Raw genomic sequence first — 12,380 nt, forward strand, 5'->3', positions numbered from 1 at the left:
AGTAAAAAGATTCAGTGGAGCAGCCCGGTGGCCGTCTGGTCTTTGGGGCCAGTTTGCTGGGCTTGCCAGATCAGGTCTTCAATACCGCATTGTGGTTCATATTCTGCCACTATTTGCAGCAGCAGGGCACGGATTTGCTCATAATCAAAGGCGGTGCAGGCAGTCTGCAGGTTTTGTAACAGGGCATTCAGTTGATCCCATGGCAACTCGCTCTCCTGGGCGCGCATGATCAGCGGGTGCGAAGTGCCTTCAACATTGTCGCCTATCAGCAATTCTTCATACAGTTTTTCACCGGGGCGCAGGCCTACGTGCTGGATTTCTATGGTGCCATCGGGCGTGCTTTCACTCTTCACTTCGAGCCCGCTCAGATGCACCATGCGGCGTGCGAGGTCGATGATACGTACTGGTTCGCCCATATCGAGTACAAACACATCACCGCCTTCGCCCATGGCCCCGGCTTGCAAGACCAGTTGCGCGGCTTCGGGGATGGTCATGAAATAGCGGGTGATTTCTGGATGGGTCAAAGTGATGGGGCCACCTGCCATGATCTGCCTGCGGAACAAGGGGACGACCGAGCCGGATGATCCCAGCACATTACCAAAGCGCACCATGCAAAAACGGGTATGTTGCTGGCGGCGTGAGCAGGCTTGCAAGATCAGTTCGGCCAGGCGCTTGGTCGCACCCATGACATTGGTCGGGCGTACTGCCTTGTCAGTAGAAATCAGCACAAAATTCTTGACCTTTGCCGCCATCGCCGCCTGTGCGACGGACAGGGTGCCAAACACATTATTGCGTATGCCTTCAGCCGGGTTATGTTCTACCAGTGGCACATGCTTGTAGGCGGCAGCGTGATACAGGGTCTCAACTTCACAGGTGGTGAAGATTCGGTCAAGCTTGGCGCTGTCGAGTATGGAACCGAGGAAAGGTAAAATCTCTACATCCAGCTTCAGTTGCTGGCACAGGCCAGTCAATTCCTGCTCTATGGCATACAGGGCGTATTCCGACATTTCCAGCAAGACCAGTTTGGCGGGGCGCTGGCGCAAAATCTGGCGGCATAGTTCAGAACCTATCGAGCCACCAGCTCCGGTCACCATGACACGCTTGCCAGTGATGCAGATACTCAGCAGGCGGGCATCAGGCTCTACCTGATCACGGCCCAGCAAATCTTCTATCTCTACTTCGCGTATATCCTGCAAACGCAATTCACCATTCACTAGGCTTTGTATTGATGGCGTGACTTTGATCTTGAGTTTCAGCGATTCTAGCTGGTCAAGTATCTGCTTTTGTCTGGTCTTGCTGATGCTGGGCATGGCCAACAGGATTTCGCGTATGTCGTGGCGTTCAGCCAGGTCCTTCAACAATTCAGGTGCAAATACTTTGACGCCACCTATGGTAGAACCCTGTATGGATTTATTGTCGTCAATGAAGGCGGTGCACACATACTCACCACCGGCACGCAGGGCAGTAGCCAGTTGCGCACCAGCCTTGCCTGCCCCATAGATGGCAATGCGGGTGGCGTTCTCTGCCATGTCAGCCTGCAACAGCCAGGCCCTGGCCAGGAAACGGCTGGCACCCACATACAGGATGGAACCTGCCCAGAAAAAACCAAACACCGCACGCGACAAAGGCGTGATATGCAGCATCACCGCCACAAACGCCATGAACAGCACCGACAGCGTGACGCCAAAGACCACTACGCTAATGATTTTCTGGTCGATGAAACGGATCACGGCACGGTACAAGCCTATGCGTATGAATACCGGTATGGCGATCAGGGAAGAAGAAACGATGAGCCAGAAGTAATGATTGAACAGGCTGGCATTAAAGGTTTCATAACGCAGCCAGATCGCCAGGATAAACATCAGCGGCAGGCAGATGGCATCGGCCAGGGCGGCTATCAACTGTTTTTGCAGACGGGGCAGATTGAGTACGGATTGCATCATGATAGCGCAGCCTTATTAATGTGTAACACCATCACGACGCACCACCTTGTAAAAGGTCAAGAACAAGATGCGGATATCCAGCATGAAGGACTGATGCTGCAGGTAATACGCATCCAGATCCACTTTGACAGGAATAGGTAATTCATCCCTGCCATTGATCTGTGCCCAACCCGTCAGGCCAGGCGGGATAGTATGTACTTGCTTTTCAGTGCGTAGGGCAATCAGGTCATGCTGGTTGTACAGGGCAGGACGCGGGCCGACAAAACTCATGTCGCCACGCAGTATGCTCCACAATTGCGGTAATTCATCAAGGCTGGATTTGCGCAGGAAAGAGCCTATGGGCGTCAGGTATTGGTCTGGATTACTCAGCAAGTGAGTAGCCACTGCGGGTGTATCAATCAGCATGCTGCGAAACTTGGGCATCTTGAAGATGACATTATTACGCCCGACCCGGTCTGACCAATAAACCATAGGGCCACGTGAAGTAAGTTTGACGCAGATGGCAACGATGATCAAAGGTATCATCAAAAACAGGCTGGCTGTCAGTGCAAGGACGAGATCGAAAAGGCGCTTCAACATATTCTTCATTTAACAGGTATGGCTGCAGCTGTGACCTGCAAGCCTTGTTCTACGGTATAGGGCGGCGACCAGGCCAGCAGCTTTCTGGTCTTGCTGATATCGACTTGCAATGACTGGCACAAGCGGTCAGCGACATTTTTCTTGCCCAGCATGCTGGCTGCGATTGTCAGCAAAGCAGCAGGGAACGGCAATAGCCGCGACTTGACTTGCAAGGCCTGCGCGCACAGGCGCAATAATTCTGTCGTCGATAAATCTCTGCCATCAGATGCGAGGAAAACCTGGTTGCGCGCCGCTTCGTTCAAACGGCAATGCAGGACAAGATCAACCAGATTACCAAGATACACAAAGCTGCGCTGGTTGCGTATGCTGCCCAAGGGCAAAGGCAGGCCACGGCGCACCATCCGCAGCATGCTCAGGAAATTGGCCTTGACGCCCGGCCCATACACCAGTGGCGGGCGTATGATGGTGACAGCCATGCCAGTTGCCTGTGCCAGTTGCAGCAAAGCCTGTTCGGCCTCCATTTTGGATATGCCATAGGCATCTTGCGGCAAGGGCTGGTCATCAGCGGTATATGGATGACCTGGCAAGGTCGCTTCGCCATTCACTTTGACTGAACTCAGGTAAATAAATTGCCTGACGCCCGCCGCTGCTGCCTGGCGCGCCAGTTGCAGGCTGGCATCGACATTCACAGCACGGAACTGCGCGAGAGGGTCGCTGGCTGTCTCTTGCATCACATGTACCCGCGCTGCGCTATGGATGACGATATCCACGCCTTGCAAATGGGCAGACCAGTCAGTGTCCGCACTCATATCGCTGACAATGGGATTGCGCATGTCTGCATCCTGCCAGGCCAGGGGACGGCGGCTGGGGCAAATCAGGGCAACATCCTGGGCCAGGCAGGCGCGGGCAAGAGCCTGGCCGACAAAGCCGCTGGCACCGGTCAACAAAATTTGCTGCTTCATACCTTATTTGGCAGCAGGCAAATTCGACCGCCTGTCATAGACAAAATAGCGGCGCGACAAAAATTTGAGGAAGCTGCGGAAAAACCAGCTCGCATGGCGTGACACCAGGTTGCGGTTTTTGTGGGCGGCAGTGTGGGTGGCATCGAGTTGTGGATAAAAACGTATGCCCTTGCCCAGCAATTGCTTGGAGCGGTAACAGATATCCACATCTTCAAAATACATGAAATAGCGGGTATCAAAACCTTGCAACGCCTGATAGTGCAGTGCATCAAAAGCCAGGAAGGCACCAGAAGCCCAATCGACATGGCAGGTTTCTGTCATGGTTTTCTTGTCGTAAGGCTCGGACAGGGAGCGTACCGCCACCATGCGCAACAGGGAAATCACATTCGGGAAGCGGCGTACATTCGCATCCACATACAGGTGCTGGTCATCGCGGTACAGATTGATGGTCGCCACCGGAAAGGCATCACGCCGCATGTTCTCGACCAGCGTGAAGATGGTGTCAGCATTGATGGTGATGTCGGGGTTCATGACGATAAAGCTGTCACCTTCAGCAAAACCTATGCTGCTGCTGATCAGGTCAAACAGGTAATTATTGTTTTCACCAAAGCCCAGGCCAGGTTTATCGTCCACGTAAGAAACGCCATGTTGCAGGCAATAGGCTCTCAACTCCGGCGAAGGCTGATTATCCTTGATCCATACATGCATGCCTTCAGCGGCATCGCGCAGGCCACCCATGCCGCTTGCGATAAGCAGGTTTTCATGGCCGTGGCTGACGATTGCGACATGTATCATAAATTAGCTGCGGCACTAAGTCTGGTGACCAAGCTGCCGACTTTGTATCCAATACTTTAAAAATAATACGCCCAGTTTCCAGTCAGGGAAATTATGGATGGGCGGCGTGAACAATTTCCTTGTGTACCAGATTTTCTCATAGAAATCACAGTTTATAGGTGCCGGATTTAACCATGGCGGCTGTTTTTCTTGCGCATTCGCTGTTTCTGCCATACTGATGCGGCGTGCAACCTGTTCTATGCCGTGCGCTTGCCTGATTTCTTGCAGTATGACAGCCTGGTCTAAGCCGGAGCGTTGCTGCTTTTGTTGCAGATAATAATCCATATCATCCAGCAAGGTATCCTGACTGCCTGATTTGAGCTGGTCTGCCGGGGAATAGCCGTGCGCGCCTGTCAATATGCCAAAGCAGGGCAGGCCCTTGACTGCCATTTCCGGGAAGGCCGTGCCACCGGTCAGCGGAAAACTATCGACATACACACTGGCATCGTGCATACAGGCCAGATAATCCTGATATGCCATGCGCTGGCGGAAAATCGCCTGCTCGCCCATCTGCCGTGCAGGCTTCCACCACCACCAGTTGGTTTTCAGGTTGGGGCCTATCAACATCAGCTTGCGGCCTGTTCTGGCTTGTAGTTGCACTGCAAAATCAGGGAAGGAATACGCGCCACCGGGTTTATATTTATAGGCTGATCCTGCGCTGGCGATGTGGCCGGTAGTATTTTCCTGCCGCTCGGCAGTGGCATCCAGCAACTTGAGCGGGATACCGGCAAACACGCATTTCTCATGCGTGCCGCGCAACTTGCTGAGTTCCCAGCCAAAATAACTGAGTTCCAGCACTACATCTGCGATGCCGTGACCATAAGAAAATACATGGTCAGCATGGTTGTACATATAAATGCGGGTGCCGCACAATTGCCTGGCTAATCCTGCCGCGACGACAGCATCGATGTCATAAGGGTGGATATGCAGCACAAGGATTTTGTATTGTGCAAATTGATTCAGCAAGGCCTGTATCTTTTCTTGCCTGTCTCTGTACCTGGGCAGGCAGATGCAGGGATGGCCGGGTGTACTCAGCTTTTCCCAGGTAGCAGGCGGTGCTTTTTCTGTTACCAGTACTGCAGAATCCTGCAAGGCCTGGCTGGCGATCAGGTGCTCAACTACGCGGGTATGGCCGCTGGCGGTGTAAGCCTGGCTCAATACATGCAGATAAGTTGCCTTGATGTCTGTTTGTGCCGGCGCTGTGAATAAATGCTGGTAGCTTTGCAGTAAAGCCTGTTCCAGTTCAACCAAGGCATACTGGCCCAGATTGTTTTTCCATAGCAGCTCGCCCAGCGCGCGTGCACGCCGCACGCAGCTATCGAGTTCGCCCGCCGCGAGTACACGGGCGACGCATGCCTGTATAAAACTGGTGAGCTTGGGTGAGCGTTCAGCGGTAGGCATATTTTTTTAAAATCCAGGCGATACATGCCCAATACAATACATAGTTAATGCAAAAAGCAATGACTGCACCTTGCAAGCCAAATGCCGGGGTCAGCAGATAAGTCAGGATAACCAGCGACAGGCTGAAGACGATCTCGGTAATCACATAAGGTGTGGTTAGCGCCCGGCCCAGCATGACAAAGCCCAGCACCCAGCTACCTATCTTGATAAAGTCGCCCACCAGTTGCCAGGCCAGTAGTTGCAACATGGGGCGAAATTCTTCAGTGAACACCAGCCACAGCATGAGGTCACGCAAGAGATAGACCATGACCGCACCCAGTGCTGTCAATGGCAAAACGAAACGATACACGCGGGCGATTTCTTTCTTCAATTCTGCCGCAGCCTTGATTTCTGCCAGGCGCGGCAGGTAATACACCGTCAGCGTAGTAGTGATCAGCATCAGGTAAATATCACTGATGCGTGTCACCGCCTGCCAGTAACCAGCATCTTGCCAGCCAAAGTCCTGCACCAGGTGATTGCGTATCAGCATCTGGCTCAGCGGCACGACCGTGGCCGTGACAACAGCCATCAGCGCATACGCGCCTAGTTTGCGCAGCATGTCTTTATCTGCCTTTGCAAACAGCATGCCAATGTTGAACCACTTGCTGCGCAGGCAGAGGATGAGTGTGATGATGGCGACGAAAGACTGGTTCACTGCCAGCGCGACCAGCGCACCATACAGGCCCCAGACGCTGGCCAGCAACCAGGTTGCCAGCAGGGTGACTATGCTGGTCGCGATATTGGCACCTACATAGGCCGCGACTGCTTTCTTGCCATTCAAAATCGCCAGTAACAGCGTATTCAAGACAAACAGCACCAGGCTGGCAGCCAGCCATAAAAACACACTGCCATACTGCGCATCTTTTAAGAGCAATACCGCCAGTTGCTGGTGAAATACCGCAATGACGACAGACGCCGCCAGTGAACAATACAGCGAGATACGCGCCGCGCTGGCCCATACTCTTTGCTGGGCAGCGGCATCGTCGCCATGTTCAGCAGTGTATTTGGTCACGCCTGTGGAAATCGCACCACTGGCAAATGACAAGATCATGGTTACGGCATTCTGGAACTGGCCTATGACGGCATAGCCGCCTGGCCCTACATACACTGCCAGCAGTTTGTTCAGGCCCAGCATGGTCAGCATCCTGACCATGACAGCAATTGCATTTAACAGGCTGGTACGTACCAGTGTCATTATCTGGTAACTGAGGTAGCCGAGTCAGCTTGCAGGGCGAATTCGCGTACAGCGGCGATGACGCGGCTGGCATCTTCAGATGCCAGATACGGGTCCAGCGGCAGGCTCAGGATTTCGCGGTGTACCAGCTCTGACAGCGGGAAGCTGCCTGCAGGCAAATTCAGTTCAGCATAAGCTGCCTGCAGATGTGGCGGAATAGGGTAGTGCACCAGCGTGCCTATGCCTGCCTGCTGCAAGTGTTTTTGCAGAGCATCGCGTTGTGCATAACGTACCGGGTAAACATGCCAGGCCGGTTCAGACCACTCGGGCACAAAAGGTATCACCAGACCAGGCAAGTCTTTCAAGCCTTCCTGATATTGCTGTGCCAGTGCACGGCGCTGTACATTCCAGCCATCAAGCCTGTGCAGTTTTACCCGCAGCAAAGCTGCCTGCAATTCATCAAGGCGTGAGTTATAGCCCTTGACTTCATTATGGTATTTGATTTGCGAACCATAGTTGCGCAAGACCCTGAGCTTGTGCGCGAGCTCTGCATCGTTCGTGGTCACCGCACCGGCGTCACCGAGTGCACCGAGGTTTTTGCCTGGGTAAAAACTATGGCCGGCCGCATCACCTATGCTGCCAGAAATGCGACCCTTGTAGGTCGCGCCATGTGATTGCGCCGCATCTTCAATGACTTTCAAACCATGCTCGCGGGCGATGGCCAGTACCGGGTCCATATCCACCAACTGACCATACAGATGCACGACCATGATGGCCTTGGTGCGCGGCGTGATGGCCGCGGCGATTTTTTGCGGATCGATATTATAGGTGGGCAGATCAGGCTCAACTGCCACTGGCGTGGCACCTGCATACGACACCGCCAGCCAGCTGGCGATATAAGTATTCGAAGGTACGATGACTTCATCACCTTCACCTATGCCATAGGCACGCAAGATCAGGTGCAGTGCATCCATGCCATTGCCGACACCAACGCAATACTGGCTGCCGCAGTAAGCAGCATATTCAGTTTCAAAGGCTTCCAGCTGCTTGCCCTGGATGAACCAGCCGCTATCCAATACTTCATTAAAAGCCTGATTCAACTCTGCTCGCAAATCCTGATGCTGAGGCTTGAGTTCCAGATAAGGTATAGGTTTCATATTATCCATTCGTTCAAAAGAATGGAGACACAGAGAGTTTGCATGGATTTTCTCTTACGAATTTCTCTGTATCTCTGTGCCTCTGTGGTGAGAGGTTTTTTTGTGGTTTACTAATTCAAGTGGTTTCTATGAACTTCAAAAACTCATCATACTTGCGCAAATAATCTGCCTCGTCATAGTGCTGATCAGCAAACACCAGCAAGACGCAATCTTCAGTGAAATTTTTCATTTCATGCCAGATGCGTGTGCCTATATAAACACCCTTGGCCGGCGAATCAAGTTCCAGTTCGACGCGCTCTTTGCCATCATCAAACACCATGGTGCAGGAACCACGTACTGCCACTGCCACTTGCTGCAAGGTCTTGTGGGCATGAAAGCCGCGTTCCACACCTTCCAGCGTACCAAAAATATAGTAAACCCTGGCGATAGGAAAAGGGATGTCCTGATTGGCCTCAACGGCGACCAGGCTGCCGCGCTCATCACCGAGCACGCGCATAGGTATCATTTGCAGTTTCACGTGGTCTGACCTTGAGCTTGAGTTGTTGTATGGGGTGATGCAAAAGTAGGCGCTTGCACGCTTTGCATGCAGGCATCCAGTGTGGTGCGCCAGTCTGGTATGGACAATCCAAAAGCAGCCTGCAATTTTTCTGTATTCAATAAAGAGTTATGCGGGCGGCGCGCAGGCACAGGATATTCACTGGCCGGTATGCCGGTGATCTGCGGCGCAGCTTTGCCCAGTTTGTTTTGCTGGTCTGCCAGTTCTATGATGGCGGTGGCAAAGTCAAACCAGTTGGTTGCGCCTGTGGCACTCAGATGATACACACCACCAAATTGCTGCCACCATGCCACCGCATCTGTGGATTGCTGCAATTGCGCCAGTATCTCGCAAGTAGCAACAGCCAGCCAGTCAGCCGAATTGGGCGTACCCCACTGGTCGTTGACGACGCGCAATTGATCGCGTTCACGCGCCAGCTTCAGCATGGTCAGGAAAAAATTCTTGCCAAAGTTTGAATACACCCAACTGGTGCGCAAGATCAGGTGCTGGCAACCGCTGGCGATGATGGCCTGTTCCCCAGCCAGTTTGGTTTTGCCATATACATTCAAGGGGCCCGTCGCATCAGTTTCAGCATAAGCTTGCCAGTTGCCTGCGGCATCTGCCTTGTCTCCGGCATACACATAATCTGTCGAATAATGGATGAGGCCTGCACCAAGCTTGCGAGCTTCTTCTGCCATGATGGCGGGTGCAGTCGCATTGATGGCATGTGCCTTTTCTGCTTCGCTCTCGGCCAGATCTACCGCTGTATAAGCAGCCGGATTGATGATCAGATCAGGCTTGAAGTCGGCGATGCACAGTCGCAATTGCGCGGCATTGCTCAAATCCAGTTCTGCTCTTTGCGGCGCATGGATGATCGCCGTTGCAGGCAGACGTGGTAAGAGAGCATGGCCCAGTTGCCCGCTCGTGCCTGTCAATAATATCCTCATGCAAAGACCTCGGCGTCTGCCAGCAACTTGCCTAACTGGTCTTTGCCAGACAGCAGTGGTGCATCCTGCAAGGGCCAGTTGATGTCCAGTACCGGGTCATTCCACAGCAGGCAGCGTTCTTGCTCCGGTGCCCAGTAATCGGTGGTCTTGTACAAAAATTCTGCGCTGTCGCTGGTGACTAAAAAGCCATGGGCAAAGCCTGGCGGTATCCACAACTGGCGCTTGTTTTCGCCAGACAGGACGACAGCTTCAGACTTGCCAAAAGTCGGTGAAGACTTGCGCAGATCAACGACGACATCAAAGACTTCACCGGCAATCACACGCACCAGTTTGCCCTGGCTTTGCTGTATCTGGTAATGCAGGCCGCGCAAGACATTTTTGGCTGATTTGGAATGATTATCCTGGACAAAATTGACATCCAGGCCTGTCAGCTCGGCAAAGGTGCGGGCATTAAAGCTTTCATAGAAAAAGCCACGGTCATCGCCAAAAACCCGGGGTTCCAGTATCAATACGCTGGGCAAGCCGGTTTCTACCACTTTCATCGTAAAACTCTCATCTATCAATACGCTTTCTTGTCCAGTAACTTCAACAGATACTGACCATATTCATTTTTCTTCAGTGGCTGCGCGAGTTTTTCGAGATCGGCATCACTGATGTAATGGCGGCGGTAGGCAATTTCTTCAGGGCAGGCTACTTTCAGGCCCTGGCGCTTTTCTATCGTGGCGATGAATTGTCCGGCTTCGAGCAGGGATTCATGGGTGCCGGTATCAAGCCAGGCCATGCCGCGCCCCATCAGCTCGACGTTCAGCGTACCCTGTTTCAGGTATTCATTATTGACGTCAGTAATTTCAAGTTCGCCCCGGGCCGAAGGCTTGATGCTGGCGGCGATGTCACAGACCTGGTTGTCATAGAAATACAGGCCAGTGACAGCGTAATTCGATTTCGGTGTCTTCGGTTTTTCTTCTATGCTGATAGCCTGACGTTTCTCATTGAATTCAACGACGCCATAGCGTTCAGGATCTTGCACATGGTAGGCAAATACGGTGGCACCGCTTTGCTGCGCATCAGCCTGGCGCATTTGCGGCTCAAAATCATGGCCGTAATAGATATTGTCACCGAGTATCAGTGCTGTGCTGGCATTGCCTACAAATTCACGACCTATGATAAAGGCTTGTGCCAGGCCATCGGGCGAAGGCTGGACTGCATAACTCAGTTGTATGCCCCATTGATTGCCATTACCTAGCAATTCCGCAAAGCGCGGCGTGTCCTGCGGTGTAGAAATAATCAGGATGTCGCGTATCCCCGCCAGCATCAGTGATGTCAGCGGGTAGTAAATCATGGGCTTGTCATACACAGGCAGCAATTGCTTGGATATCGCCTGGGTCACTGGATACAGGCGCGTGCCAGAGCCACCCGCCAGGATAATGCCTTTGCGTGCCGAAGTACTGGCCATGTTGTTGCCACTCATACTACGTCCCCGTCTTCATCTTCTTCATATTGCAGCGCTACCCACTTCAGGTATTCGCCAGACTGTACCTGCTTGGTCCATTCATCATTGGCCAGATACCATTCCACGGTTTTTCTGAGGCCGGTAGCGAAAGTCTCTTGTGGTTTCCAGCCCAGTTCTTTTTCTATCTTGCGGGCATCAATCGCATAGCGACGGTCATGGCCTGGCCTGTCTGTCACATGCCTGATCTGGTCTTTATAGCTGCCCTGTGCCTTGGGTTGCAGCTCGTCAAGCAATTCACACAGGGTATGTACCACGCTCAAATTGGTTTGCTCATTCCAGCCACCGACGTTATAGGTTTCTCCGGGTTTGCCAGCGTCGAGCACGCGGCGGATTGCGGCGCAATGGTCCTTCACATACAACCAGTCACGTACTTGCAAGCCATCGCCATATACTGGCAAATCTTTGCCTGCGCGGGCATTGGCTATGATCAGCGGTATCAGTTTTTCCGGAAAATGGTAAGGGCCATAATTGTTTGAGCAATTGGTCGTCAGTACCGGCAAACCATAGGTATGGTGATATGCGCGTACCAGATGGTCGGACGCTGCCTTGGTGGCTGAATAAGGGCTGTTCGGTGCGTAAGCTGTGGTTTCGCTGAATGCCGCATCATCTGCGGCCAGCGTGCCATATACTTCATCAGTAGAAATATGCAGGAAACGGAAGTTGGCCTTGTCTTCGCCTTCCAGGCTTTGCCAGTAAGTGCGTGCCGCTTCCAGCAGGTTGAAGGTGCCGTTGACATTGGTCGTTACAAAGGCTGCCGGGCCATGGATGGAGCGATCTACATGGCTTTCTGCCGCGAAGTGGACGATAGCCCTGGGTTGATATTCAAAAAACAAGCCGCACAGATGCGCGCTATCAACGATGTCACCTTTGACAAACACATGGCGTGCGTCATTATTCAGGCTGGCCAGGTTGTTCAAATTACCGGCATAGGTCAGTTTGTCGTAATTGAGTACGGACTCATCTGACTGGGCCAGCCAGTCCAGAACAAAATTGGCACCGATGAAACCTGCGCCCCCTGTGACAAAAATCATGCCTCACTCCTCTAATAATCGCTGAAATCTGCTGAATTGCTCGCAACAGGCGATTTTACTTGAGAAGAGCGCGCTTTCGTTGAAGGGGCCTACTAATCTATGCGTTTATTTAATATGTTTTGGCAATTGTTTATGTACAGACAGCCCGGGGCAGCGTGTAACAGCGCGCAGCAAAGTAGCGGGCGGGCTTACAAACTTGCCAATATGAAAATGTTGCTATGTCTTGATGGATTAAGAGGCCAGCGGGTTTGTCTGCGAAAGGCAGATC

At 52.7% G+C, this 12,380-nt stretch carries 12 protein-coding genes; all 12 read right to left on the minus strand.

All coding sequences use genetic code 11. The annotated features are described in order from the left end of the window. Positions 1 to 11: 11 nt before the first annotated feature. The 12 genes from ACO0LL_RS10595 to rfbB all read right to left on the minus strand — a co-directional run bounded on the left by ACO0LL_RS10595 (position 12) and on the right by rfbB (position 12,112). Positions 12 to 1,940 (minus strand): polysaccharide biosynthesis protein, encoded by a 1,929-nt coding sequence (locus ACO0LL_RS10595; RefSeq protein ID WP_422950940.1) that lies wholly within the window; start codon positions 1,938 to 1,940, stop codon positions 12 to 14. An 18-nt stretch (positions 1,941 to 1,958) separates the two neighbouring features. After that, entirely contained in the window at positions 1,959 to 2,519 is a 561-nt protein-coding gene (locus ACO0LL_RS10600; RefSeq protein WP_422950941.1) for a sugar transferase, read from the minus strand. 8 nt (positions 2,520 to 2,527) lie between these two features. Continuing rightward, the gene (locus ACO0LL_RS10605; RefSeq protein WP_422950831.1) at positions 2,528 to 3,484 is read right to left on the minus strand and encodes a UDP-glucose 4-epimerase family protein; all 957 of its coding nucleotides are present in this window, start codon (positions 3,482 to 3,484) and stop codon (positions 2,528 to 2,530) included. Between the two features lie 3 nt (positions 3,485 to 3,487). Then, positions 3,488 to 4,279, minus strand: coding sequence for a hypothetical protein (locus tag ACO0LL_RS10610; protein WP_422950832.1), 792 nt, complete (start codon positions 4,277 to 4,279; stop codon positions 3,488 to 3,490). A gap of 15 nt (positions 4,280 to 4,294) precedes the next feature. After that, positions 4,295 to 5,719, minus strand: a complete 1,425-nt coding sequence (locus ACO0LL_RS10615) for a hypothetical protein (RefSeq protein WP_422950833.1) — start codon at positions 5,717 to 5,719, stop codon at positions 4,295 to 4,297. Continuing rightward, complete coding sequence (locus ACO0LL_RS10620; RefSeq protein WP_422950834.1) at positions 5,706 to 6,953, minus strand: O-antigen translocase; 1,248 nt, start codon at positions 6,951 to 6,953, stop codon at positions 5,706 to 5,708. The genes ACO0LL_RS10615 and ACO0LL_RS10620 overlap by 14 nt, the downstream gene beginning before the upstream one ends. Then, positions 6,953 to 8,089, minus strand: coding sequence for a DegT/DnrJ/EryC1/StrS family aminotransferase (locus ACO0LL_RS10625; RefSeq protein ID WP_422950835.1), 1,137 nt, complete (start codon positions 8,087 to 8,089; stop codon positions 6,953 to 6,955). Before ACO0LL_RS10625 ends, ACO0LL_RS10620 begins: the two co-directional genes overlap by 1 nt. Positions 8,090 to 8,204: 115 nt before the next feature. Next, positions 8,205 to 8,606: a sugar 3,4-ketoisomerase gene (locus ACO0LL_RS10630; protein ID WP_162060650.1), complete on the minus strand. Its 402-nt coding sequence runs from the start codon at positions 8,604 to 8,606 to the stop codon at positions 8,205 to 8,207. After that, positions 8,603 to 9,571 (minus strand): dTDP-4-dehydrorhamnose reductase, encoded by a 969-nt coding sequence (gene rfbD, locus ACO0LL_RS10635; RefSeq protein ID WP_422950836.1) that lies wholly within the window; start codon positions 9,569 to 9,571, stop codon positions 8,603 to 8,605. Before rfbD ends, ACO0LL_RS10630 begins: the two co-directional genes overlap by 4 nt. Beyond that, positions 9,568 to 10,113, minus strand: a complete 546-nt coding sequence (rfbC, locus tag ACO0LL_RS10640) for a dTDP-4-dehydrorhamnose 3,5-epimerase (RefSeq protein ID WP_422950837.1) — start codon at positions 10,111 to 10,113, stop codon at positions 9,568 to 9,570. Before rfbC ends, rfbD begins: the two co-directional genes overlap by 4 nt. A 17-nt stretch (positions 10,114 to 10,130) precedes the next feature. Continuing rightward, positions 10,131 to 11,039: a glucose-1-phosphate thymidylyltransferase RfbA gene (rfbA, locus tag ACO0LL_RS10645; RefSeq protein WP_232063086.1), complete on the minus strand. Its 909-nt coding sequence runs from the start codon at positions 11,037 to 11,039 to the stop codon at positions 10,131 to 10,133. Next, a complete protein-coding gene (gene rfbB, locus ACO0LL_RS10650) occupies positions 11,036 to 12,112 on the minus strand; it encodes a dTDP-glucose 4,6-dehydratase (RefSeq protein ID WP_422950838.1) in 1,077 nt (358 codons plus the stop codon). The genes rfbA and rfbB overlap by 4 nt, the downstream gene beginning before the upstream one ends. Positions 12,113 to 12,380 lie beyond the last annotated feature (268 nt).

Source organism: Undibacterium sp. TC4M20W, assembly GCF_049340245.1.
Classification (GTDB): Bacteria; Pseudomonadota; Gammaproteobacteria; order Burkholderiales; family Burkholderiaceae_D; genus Undibacterium.